This is a genomic window from Pseudomonas sp. 01L34, assembly GCF_056400265.1.
On record NZ_JBFTSX010000001.1, the window covers coordinates 739,124 to 760,292 of the forward strand.

A 21,169-nucleotide genomic window follows, 5' to 3' on the forward strand; every position below is an offset into this window, starting at 1 on the left:
CCATGCACGATATCGAATTGAGCGAAGAACAAGTGATGATCCGCGACATGGCCCGGGATTTTGCCCGCGGCGAAATCGCGCCCCACGCACAAGCCTGGGAAAAGGCCGGCTGGATCGATGACGGTCTGGTGGCGAAGATGGGGGAACTGGGTCTGCTGGGCATGGTGGTGCCCGAGGAATGGGGCGGCACCTATGTCGACTACGTGGCCTACGCGCTGGCGGTGGAAGAGATTTCCGCCGGTGACGGCGCCACCGGCGCGCTGATGAGCATCCACAACTCCGTCGGCTGCGGGCCGGTGCTGAATTACGGCACCGAAGAGCAAAAACAGCAATGGCTGCCGGACCTCGCCAGCGGCCAGGCCATCGGTTGCTTCTGCCTGACCGAACCGCAAGCCGGTTCCGAAGCCCATAACCTGCGCACCCGCGCCGAACTGCGCGACGGCCAGTGGGTGATCAACGGCGCCAAGCAATTCGTCAGCAACGGCAAACGGGCGAAGCTTGCAATCGTTTTCGCCGTGACTGATCCGGAGTTGGGCAAGCGTGGCATCTCGGCATTCCTGGTGCCGACCGAAACAGCGGGGTTCATCGTCGACCGCAGTGAACACAAGATGGGCATCCGCGCTTCCGACACCTGCGCCGTCACCCTGAACAACTGCACCGTCCCTGAAGCCAATTTGCTGGGTGAACGCGGCAAAGGCCTGGCCATCGCCCTCTCCAACCTCGAAGGCGGCCGTATCGGCATCGCTGCGCAAGCCCTGGGCATCGCCCGTGCGGCGTTCGAAGCGGCGCTGGCTTACGCGCGGGATCGGGTGCAGTTCGATAAGCCGATCATCGAACACCAGAGCATCGCCAATATGCTGGCCGACATGCAGACCCGACTGAACGCCGCGCGCCTGTTGATCCTGCACGCCGCGCGCTTGCGCAGTGCCGGCAAGCCGTGCCTGTCGGAGGCTTCACAGGCCAAGCTGTTTGCTTCGGAGATCGCGGAGAAAGTCTGTTCGTCAGCGATTCAGATTCATGGCGGGTATGGGTATCTGGAGGACTACCCGGTGGAGCGTTACTACCGGGATGCGCGGATCACGCAGATTTATGAAGGGTCGAGCGAGATACAGCGGATGGTGATTGCCCGGGAGCTCAAGAACTACCTGATCTAAAAAGATCTCTAAGAAGATCGTTCCCACGCTCTGTGTGGGAACGATCAGAAGCGCGACATCACTTGCCCTGGAATTCAGCCTCACGCTTGGCAATAAATGCCGCCATCCCTTCTTTCTGATCCTGGGTGGCAAACGCCGCATGGAATACCCGGCGTTCAAAACGCACGCCTTCCGACAGGCTGACTTCAAAGGCGCGGTTGACGCTTTCCTTGATCATCATCGCAATCGGCAGTGATTTCTTCGCAATCAGCGCCGCGACTTTCAGCGCTTCGTCCACCAGATCATCCGCCGGCACGATGCGCGCCACGATCCCGCAACGCTCGGCTTCCACCGCATCGATCAAGCGCCCGCTCAAGCACATTTCCATGGCCTTGGCCTTGCCCACGGCGCGGGTCAGGCGCTGGGTGCCGCCCATGCCCGGCAAGACGCCGAGGTTGATTTCCGGTTGGCCGAACTTTGCATTGTCGCCGGCCAGGATGAAGTCGCACATCAGCGCCAGTTCACAGCCACCGCCCAAGGCGAAACCGTTGACCGCGGCAATGATCGGCTTGCGGCGGTTAGCCACGCGATCGCTGTCGCTGAACAGATCATCGAGGTAGATCTGCGGGTAGGTCAGCTCGGCCATTTCCTTGATGTCGGCACCGGCGGCGAAGGCTTTTTTCGAGCCGGTCAGCACGATGCAACCGATGTTCGAATCGGCTTCCAGGCCATCGAGGGCGTGGTTCAGTTCACTGACGATTTGGGCATTCAACGCGTTCAAGGCTTGCGGACGGTTGAGGGTGATCAGGCCGACGCGGCCGTGGGTTTCCAGCAAAATCGTTTCGTAGTTCAGCTCTTTATTGCTCACAGACGGGACTCCTTCTCAAAGATTGCGCGAAATGACCATGCGCTGAATGTCGCTGGTGCCTTCGTAGATCTGGCACACCCGCACGTCGCGGTAGATCCGCTCCAGCGGGAAGTCGTTCAGGTAACCGTAACCGCCAAGGGTTTGCAACGCCGAGGAACAAACCTTTTCGGCCATTTCCGAGGCGAACAGTTTTGCCATCGACGCTTCGACCAGCGCCGGTTTGCCGCTGTCGCGCAATGCCGCCGCGTAATGCACCATCTGCCGGGCCACGGCGATCTGGGTGGCCATGTCGGCCAGGCGGAACGCTACCGCCTGGTGCTCGATGATCGGCTTGCCGAAGCTCTCGCGTTCGCGGGCGTAGTCGCGGGCCGCTTCGAACGCGGCGCGGGCCATGCCCACCGATTGCGAGGCGATGCCGACACGTCCGCCTTCGAGGTTAGCCAGGGCGATCTTGTAGCCTTCGCCCTCCTCACCCAGTCGATTGGCCACCGGCACTTTCACATCCTCGAAGAGGATCTGGCAGGTATCAGAGGCGTGCTGGCCGAGCTTGTCTTCGACCCGCGCGACTTTATAGCCCGGCGAATCGGTGGGCACGATCAGCGCGGTGATCCCGCGTTTGCCGGCACTCGGGTCAGTCACCGCAAACACAATCACCACTCCGGCGTTTTGCCCGGAAGTGATGAACTGCTTGCAGCCGTTGAGCACGTAGTGATCGCCTTCCAGCCGGGCACGGGTTTTCAGGCTGCTGGCATCGGAGCCGGCTTGCGGTTCGGTCAGCGCAAACGCACCGAGCATCGCGCCGGCGGCCAGCGGTTTGAGGAAACGTTCTTTCTGGTCGTCGTTGCCGAACTTGAGGATCGGCACGCAACCCACCGAGTTGTGCACGCTCATGATGGTCGAGCAGGCGCCGTCGCCGGCAGCGATTTCTTCCAGGGCCATGGCGTAAGCCAGGTATCCGGTGTCACAACCGCCCCACTGCTCCGGCACCAGCATGCCGAAGAAGCCCAGGTCAGCCATCTCGCTGATGGCTTCCTTGGGGAAGCGATGTTCGCGGTCCCATTCGGCGGCGAACGGTTTCAGCCGTTCCTGGGCAAACTGCCGGGCCGCGTCGCTGATCTGAAGTTGTTCGTCGTTGGGCAGCATGTAGATTCCTTAATGCCAAGCTTTAGTACAGGCATTCAACGGCCATGGCCGTCGCTTCGCCGCCACCGATGCAGATCGCTGCCACGCCGCGTTTCAGGCCTTTCTGGCGCAGGGCCGAGAGCAAGGTGACGAGAATCCGCGCGCCGGACGCACCAATCGGGTGGCCCAAGGCACAGGCACCGCCGTGGACGTTGATCTTCTCGTGGGAGATTTCCAGCTTGGTCATGGTCACCAGGCTCACCACGGCAAAAGCTTCGTTGACTTCAAACAACTCGACTTCGTCCAGTGACCAGCCGGTTTTCTTCATCAACTTCTTGATCGCACCCACCGGTGCCACCGGGAACAGCCCCGGGGTGTCGGCGAACGCCGCGTGGCCATGAATCACTGCCAGTGGTTTCAAGCCTTGTTTCTCGGCTTCGGAACGGCGCATCAGCACCAGTGCCGCCGCGCCGTCGGAAATCGAACTGGAGTTGGCCGCCGTCACCGTGCCGCCCTCGCGGAACGCCGGTTTCAGCGAAGCGATCTTGTCCAGTTTGGCTTTCGGCGGTTGTTCGTCGTGGCTGATCAGCACTTGCTGTTTGCCGACCGTCACGGTGAGCGGCACGATCTCGGCGTTAAAACTACCTTCCTCGATCGCCTGTTGGGCGCGGGTGGTCGACGCGATGGCAAACGCGTCCTGATCTTCACGGCTGAAGCCATTGGTCTCGGCGCAATCCTCGGCAAAGGTGCCCATCAGGCGGCCCTTGTCGTAGGCGTCTTCGAGGCCATCGAGGAACATGTGATCGAGCACCTGGCCATGGCCCATGCGGTAACCGCTGCGGGCGCGGTCCAGCAGGTACGGCGCGTTGGACATGCTTTCCATGCCGCCAGCGACCACCACGTCGGCGCTGCCGGCGATCAGCATGTCGTGGGCCAGGATCGTCGCTTCCATGCCCGAGCCGCACATTTTGTTCAGCGTCGTGCAGCGGGTCGATTTATCCAACCCGGCGCCCAGTGCCGCTTGCCGCGCCGGGGCCTGGCCGAGGCCGGCGGAGAGCACGCAGCCGAACAGCACTTCTTCGACGGATTCAGGGGCGATACCGGCGCGTTCGACCGCGGCACGAATCGCAGCAGCGCCCAGTTGCGGCGCGGTCAGGCTTTTCAGTTCGCCCTGGAAACCGCCCATCGGGGTGCGGACGGCGCTGACAATAACAATCGGATCGTTGGACAGTGTCATGACAAATACTCCTTATTTGGCGGCCATGCGCAAGGCACCGTCGAGACGGATCACCTCGCCGTTGAGCATGCTGTTTTCTATGATATGCCGGGCCAGCGCGGCGTACTCGCTCGGCTTGCCCAGGCGTGGCGGAAACGGCACCCCAGCGGCCAGTGAATCACGTACTTCCGGGGTCATGCCGGCCATCATCGGCGTTTCGAAAATGCCCGGTGCGATGGTCATCACGCGGATGCCGAAGCGCGCCAGCTCACGGGCGGCAGGCAAGGTCAGGCTGGCAATCGCGCCTTTGGACGCCGAATACGCGGCCTGGCCAATCTGGCCGTCGAAGGCCGCCACCGAGGCGGTGTTGATGATCACCCCGCGCTCGCCGTCTGCATCGGCTTCAGTCTCGGCAATCGCCGCAGCAGCCAGGCGCAGCATATTGAAACTGCCGATCAGGTTGACGTTGATCACCTGGCTGAAACTGGCCAAGGCATGAGGGCCGGTCTTGCCGAGGATCTTCTCGCCACGCACGATGCCGGCGCAATTGACCAAGCCATTAAGGCCGCCAAACGCTTTGACCGTCGCCTGCACCGCCGCTTCTGCCGCCGCTTCATTGCTGATGTCGGCCACCACGCTTTGCGCGCCGAGACATGCCGCCTGCGCCGCGACGGCTTCGGCGTTCATGTCCACCAACATCACCTTGGCGCCGGCGGCCACCAGCATTTCAGCAGTGGCGGCACCGAGGCCGGAAGCACCGCCGGTGACGAGAAAAACCTTGTTTTCGATCTGCATCATTGTTTCCTTGGATTCAAGCTGAAACGTTCTTCGCGGCGGCCTCTTGAGCCTTGGCGATTTCCTGGTTGCGCAAGATAAAGCGCTGCAATTTGCCGCTTGGGGTTTTCGGCAATTCGCTGACAAATTCGATTTCACGGGGGTACGAGTGCGCCGCCAGACGCTTGCGCACGTGTTGCCGCAGTTCTTCGGCCAGCGCAGGCTCGGCGCGGTATTGCGGGCTGAGCACGACGAAGGCTTTCACCAGTTCGGTGCGCTCCGGGTCGGGCTTGCCGATCACCGCCGCCTCGACCACCGCCGGGTGTTCGATCAGGGCGCTTTCCACGTCGAACGGGCCGACGCGGTAACCCGAGGTGGTAATCACGTCGTCGCTGCGGCCGACGAAGCTGATGCTGCCGTCCGGGTTCCACTCGACGGTGTCGCCGCTCAGGTAATAATTGCCGACGAACGCTTTGGTCGGTACGCCTTCGTAACCACCGAACCAGCACATCGGCGACTGGGTACGGTCAATGGCCAGGATTCCTGGCTGGCCAACGCCGAGTTCTTTGTATTCCTCATCCAGCACCACGATACGGTGGCCCGGCGAGGCAAAACCGGCGGCGCCCATGTGGATCGGATGTTCCAGGCCATGGTGATTGCACAGGACCATGCCCAGTTCGGTCTGGCCGTAATGGTCGTGAATCACCACGCCGAGGTTGTCGGCGAACCAGCGGATCACTTCCGGATTCAGCGGCTCGCCGGCGCTGCTGACGATGCGCAGCTTGCCCTTGATCGAACGGGCGAATTCATCGCCACCGGCAATCAGCAAGCGATAGGCGGTCGGTGAGCCAGTGAGGTTGGTAATCCCGTATTTGTTGATCACCCGGCAGGTGCTTTCGAGGGTGAACGGGCCATCGTAAAAGGTGATCGGATGCCCCATCGCCATCGGCCCGGTGACACCGAAATAAATACCGTAAGCCCAACCCGGATCGGCGACGTTCCAGAAGGCGTCCTCGGGGCGCAGGTCTACAGCGTCGCGGGTGTAACTCTGGAACGCAACGATGGCCTTGAGCGGCACCGACAGCGCTTTCGACGGGCCGGTGGTGCCCGAGGTGAACATCAGCAGGAACGGGTCTTCGCCAGTCAGCAATACCGGTTCGCAGACGCTGGAATAGTTGGCCAGTTCGGCCCAGAAACTGAAATCACCCCGAACAATACCTTGGCCTTTCGGACCGCCGACGGTGACGATGGTCGGGCAGTCGGCCACTTCAGCCAGTTTCGGGCGATTGACCGCATCGGTGACCACCACTTTGGCGCCGGAACTGTTCAGACGGTGTTCGATGGCTTTGGGGCCGAAGGCGGTGAACAGCGGCTGATAAACCGCCCCGATGCGCCAGGCGGCAAACACGGTGATCAGCAATTCGAAGTTGCGGGGCAGCAGGCCTGCGACCTTGTCGCCTTTCTTCACGCCCTGGGCCACCAGAAAGTTGGCGAAACGCGCGGCCTTGTCCTGCAAGTCGCTGAAGGTGTAGGTCGCGCTGCTGCCATCGCGACCCTCCCAGAACAGCGCAATGCGCCCCGGCAAGGCATGCCGGTCGCAACACTCGACGCAGGCGTTGAGCGCTGTCAACGACCCTGTGAGCGCGGCATCGACGGTGTGCTGATAATTGAACTGTGACGTAGCAGACAAGTAATCGCGCATTGCCAGAATCCCTCTGTATTTTTATTAGGTTGGGGGAACCGTAATCAACAAGGAAATACTCGCTCTGCGCGGGGAGCGGGACAATGGTCAAAGCTATCAAGTTGTGTGACTGGTTTGGCCAAGGTTCGAGGGCGTGCCCGCGATGGCGTCAGCCCCCCAGGATCCGGATCAGTCAGCCTCGTTCAGAATCAAACTCCGATAATGCCCAGGATTGGACCCCGACCATTTGCGAAACGCCTTGTAGAACGAGCTGGCATCGGCAAACCCCAAACGGGTGGCGATTTCAGCGAAGCTGATGGCCGGCTCGGCCAGCCAGACGATGGCCAGTTCCTTGCGCACGCTGTCCTTGAGCCCCTGATACGTCTGCCCTTCTTCAGCCAGGCGGCGGCGCAACGTTGAGGCCGACATGCACAGTTGCTGCGCCAGCGCTTCGGTTTCCGGCCAGCGCTCGGCGGGCAATTGCCGCAGATCGTGCTTGATCCGGCTGGCCAGGCTCTCGGGGTCGCGGTACTTGACCAGAATGTTCGCCGGCGCATGGGCCAGAAAGCGCTTGAGCTCTTCAGCGCTGCGCTTGATCGGCAAATCCAGGCAGTCGGCGGAGAAAATCATCCGCGTGCGCGGCCGGTCGAATCGCAGGTTCTCGGAAAACATCACCCGATAGTCATCGCAAAAATCCGGCTCCGGGCAACGCAGTTCGATGGCCAGGATCGGAATCCGCCGCCCCGCCAGCCAGCAGGCAACGCCGTGCACGATCATCCAGTAAGTGAAATAGGTGAAGGCGCGGCGCGGTTCTTCGTCGTCCTCCAGCAGGACGATTTCCGCCAGGCTTTGCTGGCGAACCAGTTGCGCGGGCAGGCGTTCGAGCATCAACGACAGAAAGCTCAGGCCCGAGGTCAGCCCGGCGGCCAGGCTTGGCTGGACCATGGAGCAGTGACAGAGGAACTCCAGGCTGCCGGACTTGAGCTTGCGCGGGTCCATGCCAAAAAACTCATCGTCCCCACGCCGGGCCAGCAAACGCCACAGGCGCGCATAGGCGGCGGCCGGGACACGCGCGTCGGTGCTGTCCAACAGCGCTGGATCGATGCCGACCTTGTTCAACACCTCTGCGGTGGCAGCGCCCGGGGCGCAACTTTGCAACAGTGCTTCACGCACCAGTTGAATGGCGATGGTGTCTTTTTCCGACATTGACCGGGGTGAGCCTTGTTATTGGAGTGGTGGGCATATTAGCGCACCGCTCGCTCCTAAGGGATGGTGGGATCTTCAGGGTTGTTCAGCTTAGGTTCAGGCAATTAGCAATAACTACCATATGAGAATGAGTTTCATCATGTTACAAATTAGCACCCTATCTAATTACTCCCCGGTGCTGAATGCTCGTTCCTTTTCTGATCATGCTGCGCGAAGGCATCGAAGCCGCGTTGATCGTTGGCATTATCGCCAGTTACCTCAAGCAGACCGGTCGCGGCCAATGGATGCCGGCAGTGTGGGTCGGTGTATTCCTCGCCGCCGCGCTGGCCCTGCTGGTCGGCGGTGGCCTGGAACTGGTCAGTGCTGAATTCCCGCAAAAGCAGCAAGAGCTGTTTGAAGGTGTGGTCGGTTTGCTGGCCGTCGGCATTCTCAGCTCCATGGTGTTCTGGATGCGCAAGGTGGCGCGTTCGATCAAGCATTCGCTGCACGTTTCCCTCGATCAGGCGCTGACCGGCTCCAGGCATCAAGTGACCGCGCTGATCGCCATGGTGTTTTTCGCCGTCGCCCGGGAAGGCCTGGAAACGGTGTTCTTCCTGCTCGCCGTGTTCCAGCAAAGCGAAGGCCCGGCCGCACCGCTCGGCGCCCTGCTCGGCCTGGCCCTGGCGATCATCGTCGGCTTCCTGATCTACACCGGCAGCCTGCGCCTGAATCTCTCGGCGTTCTTGCGCTGGACCGGTCTGTTCATTCTGGTGGTAGCCGCCGGGATTCTCTCCAACTCGGTGCAAGCCCTGCATGAAGCCGGCGTGTGGAATCACCTGCAAACCGTGCTCTTCGACTTCAGCGCCACGCTGCCGATGGACGGCCCGCTGGGCTCGGTGCTGGCCGGCATGTTCGGCTACCAGGACGCGCCGACCGTCAGCACCCTCGGGGCATATCTGACTTATCTGTTGGTGGCACTGGTGATGTTTTTTCTCCCGGCTCCCGTAGCCACGTCTGCGCAAACACCCTCCTCCGTTTCCAGCCAGTAAGGGCCTTCATGTCAACGCCAGTTCCTCCAGTGGCTTCCCCGCCCCGCGCCTTGCGCTGGGCGGTAGCCGGTTCGGTGATCGTGATGATCGCCGCCGGTGGCCTGTTCTACTACGCCTCGAAAATGGCCGCCGCCAAGCGCCAGAGCAACCACGACCAAGTGCTGGTCACCCTTCACCCGCACAGCTGCGAACCGAATGCGTTGACGGTTCCGGCCGGTCGCACCAGTTTCCGTATCGTCAACCGCTCGGACCGTGCCGTCGAATGGGAAATTCTTGACGGCGTGCTGGTGGTCGAAGAGCGCGAGAACATCGCCCCTGACCTGAGCCAGGTGATCAACGCCAACCTGTTGCCCGGCGACTACGCCATCACCTGCGGCTTGCTGAGCAACCCGCGCGGCATCTTGCATGTCACCCCGACCACCGCATCCGATGCGGCGGCCAAGGCGCGTCCGTCGATGGTGGCGTTCATTGGCCCATTGTCGGAATTTCGCGTGTACCTGAGCAGCCAGAGCACCGCATTGATCAAAGCCGTCGCCGCGCTTGAGCAAGCGATCGAGGCCGGCGACCTGAGCCAGGCACAAGCCTTGTATGTGCCGGCTCGTGCGGTCTATCAACGGTTGGCTCCAGCAGCCCAGCGCCTCGCGGAGCTGGACAACGCGATCAATTCCCGCGCCGATTACTTCGATAAGCGCGAGCAGGATCCGGGCTTCGTCGGCTTCCACCGCCTCGAATACGCGCTGTTCCAACAACGCAACCTCGACGGTCTGACGCCAGTTGCACAACGCCTGAGCATCGATGTCGCCAATCTCAAACAACAACTGCTGGCCCAGTCGCTGCCACCGGAACAACTGGTGAGCATGCTGGTGCGCAACCTCAACAGCCTCGCCGAGGTACGTGCCAGCAGCGGCGAAGAAGAACGCTACAGCCACTCCGACCTGAACGGTTTCGCCGCCAACCTCGACGCGACCCGCAAAGTCGTCGACCTGTTGCGGCCATTGCTGAGCAAACCTGCCGCTGAACTACTGGCGAAAATCGACAGCGCGGTCACGGCCTTCGACGCCGAACTCAACGGTTTCAAGGTCAAGGATGGCTACGCCAGCTACGACACTGTCAGCGCCGAACAGCGCAAACGTATCGCCGACAAGGCCAAGGTTCTGGCCGATGCACTCGATGGAATCGATCCCGCCCTTGGCCTTTCCGGCCTGTAAGCAGAAGACCTCAGACAGATGAACGACTCAGAACAGTTTTCAGCACAACGCCGTCGTGTATTGATGGGTATGGGAGCCGCCGGTGTGGCGATAGCCGGTTCGGCCCTGAGTTGCCCGGTCATGGCCGCGACCCCGGCGCAAGTCACCGAAGCACCGAGCAGCGACAAGACCGAGGACCGCCACGCCTTCCACGGCCAGCACCAGACCGGCATCGTCACCCCGCGCCCAACATCCGGCATGCTGGTGTCGTTCGACGTATTGGCCAGCGACCGCGCAGATCTGGAGCGGCTGTTTCGCACGCTCAACGAGCGTATCGCGTTCCTGATGCAGGGCGGTCCGGTGGCCCAGGTCGCCCCCAAACTGCCACCGCTGGACTCGGGGATTCTTGGCCCGGTGGTTACACCGGACAACCTGACCATCACCGTATCGGTGGGCGAGTCGCTGTTCGACGAGCGCTTCGGTCTGGCCGGCGCCAAGCCCAAGCGGCTGATCCGCATGGTCGGTTTCCCCAACGACGCACTGGAGGCCGACTGCTGCCACGGCGACCTTAGCCTGCAGTTCTGCTCCAACACCGCCGACACCAACATCCACGCCCTGCGCGACATCGTGAAAAACCTGCCGGACCTGTTGCTGGTGCGCTGGAAGCAGGAAGGCAGCGTGCCTCCGCAAGCCCCGACGAAACCCGGTGTGCCGGCGCAAAGCGCACGCAACTTTCTGGGTTTTCGCGACGGCTCGGCCAACCCCGACTCCAACGATGCCAAGGCCATGGACAGCATCGTCTGGGTCCAGCCCGGCAGCGACGAACCGGCCTGGGCGGTCAACGGCAGCTACCAGGCGGTGCGGATCATCCGCAACTTCGTCGAGCGCTGGGACCGCACGCCGCTGCAAGAACAGCAAAGCATTATCGGCCGGGTCAAGAGCACCGGTGCACCGATGGATGGTGCGCATGAAACCCAAGTCCCGGATTACGCCAAAGACCCGAAAGGCAAGCTGACCAAACTCGACGCCCACATCCGCCTGGCCAACCCGCGCACCGCCGCAACCCAGGCCAACCTGATCCTGCGCCGACCGTTCAACTACTCCAACGGCGTGAACAAGAACGGTCAGCTGGACATGGGTTTGCTGTTCATCTGTTACCAGGCGGATTTGCAAAAAGGCTTCATCACCGTGCAGACCCGACTCAATGGCGAGCCGTTGGAGGAATACCTGAAACCGGTTGGCGGCGGGTACTTCTTCACCCTGCCGGGTGTGACCGGCGACAAGGACTTCATCGGCCGCTCGCTGCTCAACGCCACACAACCCAAAGCCTCAGTCTGACCCTTACCACTCCACGGAACCGTCCCATGAAAAAGTCGCCCCTCGCGTTACTGCTGACCCTTGGTTTGCTCAACACCCCGTTTTCGGCTTTCGCGGCGACGGCGCCACTGGAGTTGGTGGGGCCGATCTCTGACTACAAGATCTACGTCACCGAACAACTGGATGAACTCGCCAGCCACACTCAGCAATTCACCGATGCAGTGAAAAAAGGCGACCTGGCCACCGCGAAAAAGCTCTACGCACCGACCCGCGTCTATTACGAGTCGATCGAACCAATTGCCGAGTTGTTCAGTGACCTCGATGCGTCCATCGACTCGCGGGTCGACGACCACGAAAAAGGCGTGAAGGCCGAAGACTTCACCGGTTTCCATCGCATCGAATATTCATTGTTTTCAGAGAACAGCACCCAGGGTCTGGACAAGCTGGCTGACGGCTTGAACAAAGACGTGAAAGACCTGCAAACCCGCGTCGCCGGCCTGACCTTCCCACCGGAAAAAGTCGTCGGCGGCGCCGCTGCGCTGCTTGAAGAAGTGGCCGCCACCAAGATATCCGGCGAGGAAGATCGCTACAGCCACACCGACCTCTATGATTTCCAGGGCAACATCGACGGCGCGAAGAAAATCGTCGACCTGTTCCGTCCGCAGATCGAGAAGCAAGACGCGGCATTCATGGCCAAAGTCGACAAGAACTTCGCTACGGTGAACAAGACGTTAGCCAAGTACAAAACTACAGGGGGTGGTTTTGAAACGTATGACAAGGTGAAGGACAGCGACCGCAAAGCGCTGGTCGGGCCGGTGAATACCTTGGCTGAGGACTTGTCGATGTTGCGGGGGAAGTTGGGGTTGAACTGAATATCGGCGTTGTCTGTGAAAAGATCGCAGCCTTCGGCGGCGCCCACAGGCGCGGAGCTGCCGAAGGCTGCAATCTTTGCTTTTGAGCCCTACAAAATCCGATACAACAACCGCTCGATCCGCACCCGACTCACACGCTTGAGAAACCTGGCCACTCCCGCCGGGTAATCCGGCAGCGTTTGCAGATCCAGGTAACGCTCAATACGGCGGGTGTGCTGGAAAATCTCTGCCAGTTCCTTGCCACGCGGCTCCAGCAACTCGCCTTTCGGATCATCAATCAGCAACGCATTTTCCAGGTCGAGACGGAACGCCCGTGGATTGAGGTTGTTGCCGGTCAGCAAGGTGTAGCGCTGATCGATCCACATGCCCTTGAGATGATAGGTGTTGTCACCATCCTTCCACAGATGCAGGTTCAGCTTGCCGCTGTCGATGTTGCGCTGATGACGCTTGGCGAAACGTCGCAGGCTGATTTCGTAGAGGTATGGCAGCGCCGCGATCACCTTGAACGGCTCGCTGGGCGGGATGTAGAAGTCGTTGGCGGTCTTGTCGCCGACGATGATGTCGATCTTCACGCCGCGAGCCAGGGCCCGATTGATTTCCCGGGTCACCGCCAGCGGCAGGTTGAAGTACGGCGTGCAGATGGTCAGCTGATGCTGCGCACTGGCGATCAGCTCGCAGATGACTCGACTCAACGGGTTGTTCTTGCCCACACCGAGCAACGGACTGACCGATAAACCGCCCTTTACCGTGCTGCCCGCCGTGGTGTCGTACGCCGCGTGCTTGAGACGGCTGCGCAGGTCGCCGATGTCGTGGCGCAGACTGCGGGTGGTCGGCAGGTTCGGCAGGTCTAGACGATGCACCGCTTTGGAGGTGATCAAACCGTGCTGGATCAGGTGATGCATCGAATCGGCCAGCGCCTGATTCTGCAGCAGGTGATAACGGTCGAAGCGGTACTTGTCGAATTTGTGCAGGTAAACGTTGTTCAGGCTCGCGCCGCTGTAGATCACGCAATCGTCGATCACGAAGCCTTTCAAATGCAGTACGCCGAACAGTTCGCGGGTCTGCACCGGCACGCCGTACACCGGCACTTCGCTTTCGTGGGTGCGGGTGGTTTCCTGATACCAGGCCGAGTTGCCCGGTTGCTTGCCGGCACCGATCAAGCCGCGCTGGGCGCGCAGCCAGTCCACGACCACCACCACGTCCAGTTCCGGACGTGCCAGTTTGGCCGCGTGCAGCGCATCGAGGATTTCCTGGCCGGCCTCATCCTGTTGCAGGTACAGCGCAACGATATAGATACGCCGGGTCGCCTGAGCGATTTTTTCCAGCAGGCAACGACGGAACTCGGCAGCGCCAGAGAGGATGGTGACGGCATCGGCGGTCAGCGGAAAACTGCGCAATTTAGGCAGCAGAGAACGTTTGAAAAGCAACGGCATAGGGCTCGCAAAGGGTCGAATCCGAAGAGCCTGAGAGCTTACACCATGGATGGGTTTGGGTCTTGTTACTGTCTGTAAAGACCTCTTCGCGGGCAAGCCTCGCTCCTACGGTTTTTCGTCGTTTGGAACACAAATCCTGTAGGAGCGAGGCTTGCCCGCGAAGGCAATTTCATAGGCGCTACAAATAACTACTTGACCATGAAGAACGATCATTCTACTGTTTGCCACATGAACGAAATCACTAGCAATGACACACGCGACATCATTCTGGATGTCACCGAAAAGTTGATCTACAAAAGTGGCATTGCTGCCACCGGCATGGATCTTCTGGTGAAAACCGCCGGCGTTTCCAGAAAAAGTATTTACCGCTACTTCACCAACAAGGAGGAGCTTGTCGTCGCGGCCCTGCAACGCCGTGATGAGCGCTGGATGCACTGGTACCGGAGCGAAGTCGGCACGGCCCAAACCCCGGCCGAGCGGCTGCTCAACCTGTTTACCGTGCTCAAGGCCTGGTTCGTCTCCGAAGGCTTCCGCGGCTGCGCATTCATCAATACCAGCGGCGAAACCGGCGACCCGCAAGACCCGGTTCGCCTGGTCGCCAAAGACCACAAACAGAAACTGCTCGACTACGTGCGCGAGCTCTGTACCGAATATGGCGCAACAGACCCGGAGACGCTGGCCAGACAGCTGCTGATCCTGATCGACGGTGCCATTACCGTAGCGCTTGTGATGGGTGATCACAGTGCCGCCGATAATGCGCAATGCATGGCGCGAAAGTTATTGGACCTGTAACACTTTAAATAAGCCCGACAACTTGTTTGAACGTTAATTTGATAGGGAGACTTAATATGTCTACTGCCGAAGTTCGTCCGCCATTGCCGCCGTTTACCCGTGAATCGGCCATCGAAAAAGTTCGCCTGGCCGAAGATGGCTGGAACTCCCGTGACCCGGAACGGGTGTCTCTTGCCTACACCCTGGACACCCAGTGGCGTAACCGCGCCGAGTTCGCCCACAACCGCGAAGAAGCCAAAGCTTTCCTGACCCGCAAATGGGCCAAGGAACTGGACTACCGGCTGATCAAGGAACTCTGGGCCCATGGCGACAACCGCATCGCCGTGCGTTACGCCTACGAATGGCACGACGATTCGGGTAACTGGTTCCGTTCCTACGGCAACGAAAACTGGGAGTTCGACGAGAACGGCCTGATGTTCAACCGCTACGCCTGCATCAACGACCTGCCGATCAAGGAAAGCGAGCGCAAATTCCACTGGCCACTGGGTCGCCGGCCGGATGATCACCCCGGGTTGTCTGACCTAGGTCTGTAACATCACCTCACCGATCGTTCCCACGCTCTGCGGGGTAATGCCGCCACGGACGCTCCGCGTCCGCCGTGACGCAGAGCGTCACAAGATGCATTCCCACGCGGAAGCGTGGGAACGATCGGCTCAGGTCGCCGCAGAAGTTGGATATGAGTAAGATACCGGCCTTTCCCCGCAGCCCTCTTCTGCGCCCTGCCGAATAAGCCCCATTCCATGCCTTTCGAACTCAGCGTTGACCTCACTACCCTGGCCGTTCTGGCTCTCGTCGCTTTCATTGCCGGTTTCATCGACGCCATCGCCGGTGGTGGCGGTCTGTTGACCACCCCGGCACTGCTGACCGCCGGCCTGCCGCCGCATCTGGTACTGGGCACCAACAAACTCAGTTCGACCTTTGGCTCGGCCACTGCCAGCTTCACCTTCTACCGGCGCAAGCTGTTTCATCCACGGCAATGGATGCATGCCATCGTCGGCACGTTGGTTGGTGCGCTCAGCGGCGCCATCGTCGCTCATTATTTGCCGGCGGAATGGCTGAACAAAATGCTGCCGGTAATTGTGTTCGCCTGCGGCCTGTACCTGTTGTTCGGCGGCACACCGAAAGCGCCGCTGGACAGCGATGCACCCATCAAGAAAAAGTGGCAATCGAGCCAAGGCTTCAGCCTCGGTTTCTATGACGGCGTGGCCGGCCCGGGAACGGGGGCGTTCTGGACCGTCAGCAGCCTGCTGCTCTACCCCATCGACCTGGTCAAGGCCAGCGGCGTGGCGCGCAGCATGAACTTCGTCAGCAACATTGCAGCGCTGTCGGTGTTCATCTTTTCCGGGCAAGTGGACTGGATTATCGGCCTGAGCATGGGCCTGTCGGTGATGGTCGGCGCCTTCTTTGGCGCGCGCACCGCCATCAGCGGCGGTGCGAAATTCATTCGTCCGGTGTTCATTACGGTGGTGCTCGGCCTGACCGTGCGCCTAGCCTGGCAGCACTGGTTCAGCGTGGCCTAAGCGCCGCGCCACGTAGACGTCGATCAGGTAGCGGGCAATCGAGCGTGACGCCGGCAACGGCGGCAGCTCGTGCACGTTGAACCACTGGGCGTCTTCGATCTCGTCTTCCTGACAGACAATCTCGCCACCGGCGTACTCGGCATGAAAACCGAGCATCATCGAATGCGGGAACGGCCAGCACTGACTGCCCATGTACTGGATGTTCTTGACCTCGATCTGCACCTCTTCGCGAACCTCGCGAATCAGGCAATCTTCGGCCGACTCACCCGGCTCGGCAAACCCCGCCAACGTGCTGTAGACCCCGGTGACAAAACGCGGCGAACGGGCCAGCAGAACCTCGTCGCCACGGGTCACCAGCACAATCATGCTTGGCGAAATACGCGGGTAGCTGCGTAAATCGCATGGCTCGCAGTACATTGCCCGCTCGCGCGGCACCTGGATCATCGCCTGCCCGCAGTTGCCGCAAAAACGGTGCTCACGGGCCCAGGTACCGATTTGCGCGGCATAGCCCAGAACCTTGTAGACGGTGTGATCGCCATCGAGCATGAACGCCCGCAGGCCTTTCCAGTTACAACCCGGCACGTCGCTGTGACCGCGCAGTTCCAGCAGGTACACCGGTTCGCCATCCAGGTGACCGATGCCGTGCTCGGCAAGAATCGACAAGTCCTGACGCTTGAGCCATTCCCGTGGAAACAGGGCGCCATTGTCATCGAACAAAAAACCTTCGGGGCTGCGCGCCACGGCCCAGCCGCCGGGTTGATCGGTGTCCAGTACTGCAGTGGTCCAGCGTGAAGTCATGGTTAATCAATCCAGAAATTCGGGTTTCTGTTTGCTCATATGGGCGGCCATGGCCACGCGCAGATCGGTGGACTGCAGCATGGCGGCGTTCCACGTGGCGACGTATTCAAGGCCGTCGTCGATGCGATGGTCGCGCATGTAGCTGATCATCTCTTTGGTACCGGTGATGGCAATCGGCGACTTGCCGGCGATTTCGCGGGCAATCCCCATCACGCCTTCAATCAGGCTGGCGGTGTCGCTGTAGACGCGATTGACCAAGCCAATGTTACGCGCTTCTTCGGCGCCAAAGGTGCGACCAGTGTAAGCCAGTTCACGCAGCATGCCGTCACCGATGATCCGCGGCAAGCGTTGCAAAGTGCCAACATCGGCCGCCATGCCGATATCGATTTCCTTGATGGAAAATTGCGCGTCTTCAGCCGCGTAACGCATGTCGCAGGCGGAAATCAGGTCGATGGCGCCGCCCAGGCAATAACCCTGCACCGCCGCCAGCACCGGTTTGCGGCAGTTGTCGACGGCGTTGAACGACGCTTGCAGCGCCAGGATCTTGCGCCGCAGCAGGCGCGCATTGCGGCCGACGTCCTTGCCCAGCTCATTGGCCACACCGGCGAGCATCATCAGGTCGATGCCGGAAGAAAAATGCTTGCCAGCGCCGCTGAGCACCACCACCCGGACTTCATCGGTATCGTCGATCCACTGGAAAATCTCGATGATCTCGCTCCAGAACGCGGCGTTCATCGAGTTGATCTTGTCCGGACGGTTGATCTGCACATGGGCGATGTTATCGGCCAGTTCGACGCTGAAGGCGGTGTATTGAGACATGGCAGTGATCCTTTACCGGGCAGAAAATGAAGCCCGAACTATAACAAGGCATCCGTGCCGGCAGTAAGGCAGCGGTTCGGCCAAATGCGGGACTGGCTTCAGGTTTTTTTAGCGTCTGGACCGGCCCTTTCGCGAGCAAGCCTGCTCCCACAGGGGGTCTTTGGCGCTCACAAATTCCCTGTGTGTGGGCTTACTCGCGAAGGCCGCACCGCCGATCTAACGGCCCTTCACCGCCACAAACGCTACGGTTTCATAAGGCACGGTCACCACATCCCGCCCCCTCAGCGCCGGTTCCCCGGCAATCAATGCCCGCAGTTGTGCATCAACCTTCGCCCGCTCCGCCACCGGCAACGCAGCGATATAACTGATGGAGCGCACCCGATTGAAAATTACATCCTCCAGCGACCCCGTATGACCATGACTGAAATACTGCACCTGCAACGGCCCGAATGCCTGATGTGGAAAGGCTTCGCGCCACGCGCCGGTGTAATAACGCGGTGTGTCGCCTTCCAGCGCGTTGACAATCGCATCCAGTTTTGGCATCCAGCTGACCTTGGCGTCGCGCAGGTTCCACACCAGCCCCAGCTTGCCGCCGGGCTTGAGCACCCGGGCAATCTCGGTCAACGCCTCGGTGCTGGCAAACCAGTGAAAGGCCTGAGCACAGACCACCACGTCCACCGACGCATCCGGCAGCGGGAGGTCGGTGGCGGTGCCGCTCGCTGCCAGTACCTCAGGAAAGGCTTCGCACAGTTTCTCCAGCATCTGCGGCACAGGTTCCACCGCAATCACCTGCGCCCCGGTCGCCACCAACGGCCCGGTGAACTTGCCGGTGCCGGCGCCTAGGTCGAGCACGGTTCTATCGGCGTTCAACTCAAGGGTAACCGTAAGCCAGTCAGCCACTTGGGGTGGATAATCCGGACGACCACGGACATAGGTGTCGGCACCGGTTTTATACCCTGCGGCCGCAGAGGGATGGACCTGATCTTTCATGGCAGTTCTCCAAATGGACAACGAACGCTGTCGAGGATAGCGCCTCGATTTGCGCTTTCCTTGCAATGATTGTCAGAAAAAAATGAATAATTGTTCACACTGCGGTGTTCACCGTCCATCGCCCATGAGGTCCATGACCGTTGTCTATTGGGCGAGCATGGAACACGCCTTGATGCTGATCGGGCATAACCCGGCGGCAGCACTGGAGGGCCCGGCGAAGTTATTGAGAAGCCGGCTTAGCACTCCAGCGAACTTGTCACTATGCTTGCACCCGACTTTCCAAGGAGGAACCTACCCCATGCCAATTTCTTCACGCGCTGCCTTACTGGTCATCGACGTACAAAACGACTTCATTCCCGGCGGTCAATTGCCGGTGCCGGAGGGTGACCTGATTGTGCCCCTGATTAATCGTCTGGGTCGCCAGTTCAAACAGGTCATCATTGCCCAGGACTGGCACCCGCCCGGCCACGCCTCGTTCGCTTCCAGCCACCCTGGGCACAAGCCTTACGACGTGATTCAGTTGCCTTACGGTGAACAGACGCTGTGGCCGGAGCATTGTGTTCGCGCCACGCCCGGCGCCGAGTTCCACCCGGAGCTGGACCTGCCCCACGCCCAATTGATCATCCGCAAGGGCTGCAACCCGGACATCGACAGTTATTCGGCGTTTCTGGAGGCGGATCGAACCACAACCACCGGTTTGGCCGGGTACCTGAAAGAACGCGGCATCGACACGGTTTACATGGTTGGGCTGGCACTGGATTTCTGCGTGATGTTTTCTGCGCTGGATGCGCGGGCGGCGGGGTTCAATGCGTTTGTGGTGATGGATGCTTGCCGCGCGATTGATCTGGAAGGGTCGCTGGCGGCGGCGATTGAGCGGATGCAGGTGGCGGGGGTTGGGTTGATTGAGTCAGCCGAACTGCTCGACTGAACTGCAGATCGTTCCCTCACCTGGCTCGTAGCAGCTGCCGAGCCCGCGAGGCTGCGTCCGAGGACGCAGTCCTCGCAAGTCCTGCGAATGCGGTTTTCCTGGAAGAACCGGTTGCCTGGTTTTACGAGTGCTGCGCACTCGAACGCAGCCTCGCGGGCTCGGCAGCTGCTACAACGAATGCGTCAGGCTGAGGTGGGCAGCCACAAACGGAACCGTGCGCCGCCCAATGGTGATGCCTGCGCGGTCAGCGTGCCGCCCTGCGCTTCCAGTGCTCGGCGGCTGATTGCCAGCCCCAGGCCAAACCCGCCTGTGGCGCGATCCCGACTGCGATCCAGCCGATAGAACGGCTCAAAGATCCGCTCCCGCTCTTCATCGGGAATGCCAATGCCATCGTCGTCCACCCAGATCTCACAGCCTTTGGCGCACACCTGCACACCAATCTGAATCCGCTTCTCGCAATAGCGCATGGCGTTGCGCAGCAGGTTCTGGATCGCCCGGGCGGTCAATCGCGGGTCCAGCGAGAAGCGTTCGAGCTGACCGTGCAGCAGCACATCAATGACGATTTCCGGTGACTCAAGCTCTTCATCGACGCTGCCCAAAATACTGTCGATGAATTCATCCAGCGACACCTCGACCTGATCCGGCAGCCGAGCCGGGTTTTGCAATCGGCTGTAGGACAGCAGCTCCAGCACCAGCTCATCCAGTTCGCGAATGTGCGCGACCAGGCCTTGCAGGCGTTCCCGGCTGGTGGCCGGCAAGTCGTCGGACAGCGCCAGGGCCAGGCCGAAATCCAGCCGCGTCAACGGCGTGCGCAATTCGTGGGACACGGCGTTGAGCAAGTCGCGCTGCTGGTTGAGCAGGTTTTCGATGTCGCCGGCCATGGTGTCGAACACGTTGGCCAGGCTGCCGATGTTGGAGCTGGGGGAAATCTGCGTGCGCTCGCTCAGGTGGCCCTTGCCGAAGCGTTCGGCGGTGCTTTTGAGACGTTCCAGGTCGCGCCAGTGCGGGCGCAGCCACAACAACAGGCAGGCCAGCATCGTCGCACCGATCAGCACGTTGATGCTCCAGTACAACCAACTGACATCCGTGGGGTCCGGTGGCACGACCATCTCCACCACCATCTGCTCGTTCAACGGTGTCACCGCCAGGGTGCGCCAGCCCCAGTCGCCGATGCGTACCACGTTCTCCCCGCGCTGCAAGCGTTCGCGCTCATCCAGGGTAAATTCGGTATCGTCGTTGCGGGTCAAAATGATGTGCAGCGGCTGGAACTCCTTGTCCATCTCCGCCGCCAGCGCCGGCCACTGCTCGACAGGCACCGTACGAAACTGTTTGACGATCAGCGTTTGCAAACCTCGGGAGTAATCGAGGTTGTAGGTCACAAAACGCTCATGGAAGACCTTGATCACCAGGTCCGGCACCAGGTAGATCGCCGCGCTGAACGAAACGATGGTCACCAGGTACAGACGAAACAGGATTCTGAACATG

The 21,169-nt window shown here is 60.7% G+C and carries 20 protein-coding genes; 9 read left to right on the top strand and 11 right to left on the bottom strand.

All coding sequences use genetic code 11. The features are described from left to right. Positions 1-2 precede the first annotated feature (2 nt). On the top strand, positions 3-1,154 hold the full coding sequence (locus tag AC1DQM_RS03205) for an acyl-CoA dehydrogenase family protein (RefSeq protein WP_018929133.1): 1,152 nt from the start codon (positions 3-5) through the stop codon (positions 1,152-1,154). A gap of 58 nt (positions 1,155-1,212) precedes the next feature. Here AC1DQM_RS03205 and AC1DQM_RS03210 read toward each other — a convergent pair whose 3' ends face one another. The 6 genes from AC1DQM_RS03210 to AC1DQM_RS03235 all read right to left on the bottom strand — a co-directional run bounded on the left by AC1DQM_RS03210 (position 1,213) and on the right by AC1DQM_RS03235 (position 8,000). Then, entirely contained in the window at positions 1,213-1,986 is a 774-nt protein-coding gene (locus tag AC1DQM_RS03210) for an enoyl-CoA hydratase (RefSeq protein ID WP_019649661.1), read from the bottom strand. A gap of 30 nt (positions 1,987-2,016) precedes the next feature. Next, the gene (locus AC1DQM_RS03215) at positions 2,017-3,144 is read right to left on the bottom strand and encodes an acyl-CoA dehydrogenase (protein WP_138867511.1); all 1,128 of its coding nucleotides are present in this window, start codon (positions 3,142-3,144) and stop codon (positions 2,017-2,019) included. A 22-nt stretch (positions 3,145-3,166) separates the two neighbouring features. Next, on the bottom strand, positions 3,167-4,360 hold the full coding sequence (locus tag AC1DQM_RS03220; protein ID WP_018929130.1) for an acetyl-CoA C-acyltransferase: 1,194 nt from the start codon (positions 4,358-4,360) through the stop codon (positions 3,167-3,169). A 12-nt stretch (positions 4,361-4,372) separates the two neighbouring features. Beyond that, complete coding sequence (locus AC1DQM_RS03225; RefSeq protein ID WP_138867510.1) at positions 4,373-5,134, bottom strand: SDR family NAD(P)-dependent oxidoreductase; 762 nt, start codon at positions 5,132-5,134, stop codon at positions 4,373-4,375. A gap of 16 nt (positions 5,135-5,150) precedes the next feature. Further along, positions 5,151-6,815: an AMP-binding protein gene (locus AC1DQM_RS03230; protein ID WP_138867509.1), complete on the bottom strand. Its 1,665-nt coding sequence runs from the start codon at positions 6,813-6,815 to the stop codon at positions 5,151-5,153. Between the two features lie 168 nt (positions 6,816-6,983). After that, a complete protein-coding gene (locus AC1DQM_RS03235) occupies positions 6,984-8,000 on the bottom strand; it encodes an AraC family transcriptional regulator (protein ID WP_138867508.1) in 1,017 nt (338 codons plus the stop codon). A gap of 182 nt (positions 8,001-8,182) precedes the next feature. Here AC1DQM_RS03235 and efeU point away from each other — a divergent pair, with 182 nt between their 5' ends. From efeU to efeO (AC1DQM_RS03255), 4 genes are read left to right on the top strand one after another with little or no spacing between them, the layout of a single operon-like run. After that, positions 8,183-9,028 (top strand): iron uptake transporter permease EfeU, encoded by an 846-nt coding sequence (gene efeU / locus AC1DQM_RS03240; protein ID WP_105346113.1) that lies wholly within the window; start codon positions 8,183-8,185, stop codon positions 9,026-9,028. An 8-nt stretch (positions 9,029-9,036) separates the two neighbouring features. Beyond that, positions 9,037-10,236: an iron uptake system protein EfeO gene (efeO, locus tag AC1DQM_RS03245; RefSeq protein ID WP_138867507.1), complete on the top strand. Its 1,200-nt coding sequence runs from the start codon at positions 9,037-9,039 to the stop codon at positions 10,234-10,236. A gap of 18 nt (positions 10,237-10,254) precedes the next feature. After that, the gene (efeB, locus tag AC1DQM_RS03250; RefSeq protein ID WP_138867506.1) at positions 10,255-11,553 is read left to right on the top strand and encodes an iron uptake transporter deferrochelatase/peroxidase subunit; all 1,299 of its coding nucleotides are present in this window, start codon (positions 10,255-10,257) and stop codon (positions 11,551-11,553) included. A gap of 26 nt (positions 11,554-11,579) precedes the next feature. Then, positions 11,580-12,404 carry an iron uptake system protein EfeO gene (gene efeO, locus AC1DQM_RS03255; RefSeq protein ID WP_018929123.1) on the top strand — a complete coding sequence of 275 codons (825 nt, stop codon included), beginning with the start codon at positions 11,580-11,582 and terminating at the stop codon, positions 12,402-12,404. Between the two features lie 89 nt (positions 12,405-12,493). Here the strand turns inward: efeO (AC1DQM_RS03255) and pssA are convergent, their stop codons facing one another. Further along, positions 12,494-13,837 carry a CDP-diacylglycerol--serine O-phosphatidyltransferase gene (gene pssA, locus AC1DQM_RS03260; protein WP_138867505.1) on the bottom strand — a complete coding sequence of 448 codons (1,344 nt, stop codon included), beginning with the start codon at positions 13,835-13,837 and terminating at the stop codon, positions 12,494-12,496. A 228-nt stretch (positions 13,838-14,065) separates the two neighbouring features. Here pssA and AC1DQM_RS03265 point away from each other — a divergent pair, with 228 nt between their 5' ends. The 3 genes from AC1DQM_RS03265 to AC1DQM_RS03275 all read left to right on the top strand — a co-directional run bounded on the left by AC1DQM_RS03265 (position 14,066) and on the right by AC1DQM_RS03275 (position 16,149). After that, on the top strand, positions 14,066-14,629 hold the full coding sequence (locus AC1DQM_RS03265) for a TetR/AcrR family transcriptional regulator (protein ID WP_138867504.1): 564 nt from the start codon (positions 14,066-14,068) through the stop codon (positions 14,627-14,629). Positions 14,630-14,685: 56 nt separating this feature from the next. Beyond that, positions 14,686-15,162 (top strand): nuclear transport factor 2 family protein, encoded by a 477-nt coding sequence (locus AC1DQM_RS03270; protein WP_018929120.1) that lies wholly within the window; start codon positions 14,686-14,688, stop codon positions 15,160-15,162. A 207-nt stretch (positions 15,163-15,369) separates the two neighbouring features. Then, the gene (locus tag AC1DQM_RS03275) at positions 15,370-16,149 is read left to right on the top strand and encodes a TSUP family transporter (protein ID WP_019578834.1); all 780 of its coding nucleotides are present in this window, start codon (positions 15,370-15,372) and stop codon (positions 16,147-16,149) included. On the opposite strand, the gene nudC is transcribed toward AC1DQM_RS03275, so the two are convergent. The 3 genes from nudC to AC1DQM_RS03290 form a co-directional block, all read right to left on the bottom strand. Next, positions 16,117-16,947 carry an NAD(+) diphosphatase gene (gene nudC, locus AC1DQM_RS03280; protein ID WP_138867503.1) on the bottom strand — a complete coding sequence of 277 codons (831 nt, stop codon included), beginning with the start codon at positions 16,945-16,947 and terminating at the stop codon, positions 16,117-16,119. The two genes, AC1DQM_RS03275 and nudC, sit on opposite strands and share 33 nt — an antisense overlap. 6 nt (positions 16,948-16,953) lie before the next feature. Then, positions 16,954-17,766 (bottom strand): crotonase/enoyl-CoA hydratase family protein, encoded by an 813-nt coding sequence (locus AC1DQM_RS03285; protein ID WP_138867502.1) that lies wholly within the window; start codon positions 17,764-17,766, stop codon positions 16,954-16,956. A gap of 216 nt (positions 17,767-17,982) precedes the next feature. Continuing rightward, a complete protein-coding gene (locus AC1DQM_RS03290) occupies positions 17,983-18,756 on the bottom strand; it encodes a class I SAM-dependent methyltransferase (protein WP_018929116.1) in 774 nt (257 codons plus the stop codon). A 298-nt stretch (positions 18,757-19,054) separates the two neighbouring features. Here AC1DQM_RS03290 and pncA point away from each other — a divergent pair, with 298 nt between their 5' ends. Beyond that, positions 19,055-19,684, top strand: coding sequence for a bifunctional nicotinamidase/pyrazinamidase (pncA, locus tag AC1DQM_RS03295; RefSeq protein ID WP_019578833.1), 630 nt, complete (start codon positions 19,055-19,057; stop codon positions 19,682-19,684). A gap of 182 nt (positions 19,685-19,866) precedes the next feature. Here pncA and AC1DQM_RS03300 read toward each other — a convergent pair whose 3' ends face one another. Further along, complete coding sequence (locus AC1DQM_RS03300) at positions 19,867-21,168, bottom strand: ATP-binding protein (RefSeq protein ID WP_018929114.1); 1,302 nt, start codon at positions 21,166-21,168, stop codon at positions 19,867-19,869. Position 21,169 lies beyond the last annotated feature (1 nt).

What these genes read in the sequence shown, in the direction of transcription:
- AC1DQM_RS03215 (WP_138867511.1), bottom strand. Translation starts at nt 3,144, where the DNA reads ATGCTGCCCAACGACGAACAACTTCAGATCAGCGACGCGGCCCGGCAG.
- AC1DQM_RS03235 (WP_138867508.1), bottom strand. Translation starts at nt 8,000, where the DNA reads ATGTCGGAAAAAGACACCATCGCCATTCAACTGGTGCGTGAAGCACTG.
- nudC (WP_138867503.1), bottom strand. Translation starts at nt 16,947, where the DNA reads ATGACTTCACGCTGGACCACTGCAGTACTGGACACCGATCAACCCGGC.
- AC1DQM_RS03270 (WP_018929120.1), top strand. Translation starts at nt 14,686, where the DNA reads ATGTCTACTGCCGAAGTTCGTCCGCCATTGCCGCCGTTTACCCGTGAA.
- AC1DQM_RS03285 (WP_138867502.1), bottom strand. Translation starts at nt 17,766, where the DNA reads ATGTCTCAATACACCGCCTTCAGCGTCGAACTGGCCGATAACATCGCC.
- efeO (WP_138867507.1), top strand. Translation starts at nt 9,037, where the DNA reads ATGTCAACGCCAGTTCCTCCAGTGGCTTCCCCGCCCCGCGCCTTGCGC.
- AC1DQM_RS03225 (WP_138867510.1), bottom strand. Translation starts at nt 5,134, where the DNA reads ATGCAGATCGAAAACAAGGTTTTTCTCGTCACCGGCGGTGCTTCCGGC.
- AC1DQM_RS03300 (WP_018929114.1), bottom strand. Translation starts at nt 21,168, where the DNA reads ATGTTCAGAATCCTGTTTCGTCTGTACCTGGTGACCATCGTTTCGTTC.
- AC1DQM_RS03220 (WP_018929130.1), bottom strand. Translation starts at nt 4,360, where the DNA reads ATGACACTGTCCAACGATCCGATTGTTATTGTCAGCGCCGTCCGCACC.
- efeO (WP_018929123.1), top strand. Translation starts at nt 11,580, where the DNA reads ATGAAAAAGTCGCCCCTCGCGTTACTGCTGACCCTTGGTTTGCTCAAC.
- AC1DQM_RS03265 (WP_138867504.1), top strand. Translation starts at nt 14,066, where the DNA reads ATGAACGAAATCACTAGCAATGACACACGCGACATCATTCTGGATGTC.
- pssA (WP_138867505.1), bottom strand. Translation starts at nt 13,837, where the DNA reads ATGCCGTTGCTTTTCAAACGTTCTCTGCTGCCTAAATTGCGCAGTTTT.
- pncA (WP_019578833.1), top strand. Translation starts at nt 19,055, where the DNA reads ATGCCAATTTCTTCACGCGCTGCCTTACTGGTCATCGACGTACAAAAC.
- AC1DQM_RS03290 (WP_018929116.1), bottom strand. Translation starts at nt 18,756, where the DNA reads ATGAAAGATCAGGTCCATCCCTCTGCGGCCGCAGGGTATAAAACCGGT.
- efeB (WP_138867506.1), top strand. Translation starts at nt 10,255, where the DNA reads ATGAACGACTCAGAACAGTTTTCAGCACAACGCCGTCGTGTATTGATG.
- AC1DQM_RS03205 (WP_018929133.1), top strand. Translation starts at nt 3, where the DNA reads ATGCACGATATCGAATTGAGCGAAGAACAAGTGATGATCCGCGACATG.
- efeU (WP_105346113.1), top strand. Translation starts at nt 8,183, where the DNA reads ATGCTCGTTCCTTTTCTGATCATGCTGCGCGAAGGCATCGAAGCCGCG.
- AC1DQM_RS03230 (WP_138867509.1), bottom strand. Translation starts at nt 6,815, where the DNA reads ATGCGCGATTACTTGTCTGCTACGTCACAGTTCAATTATCAGCACACC.
- AC1DQM_RS03275 (WP_019578834.1), top strand. Translation starts at nt 15,370, where the DNA reads ATGCCTTTCGAACTCAGCGTTGACCTCACTACCCTGGCCGTTCTGGCT.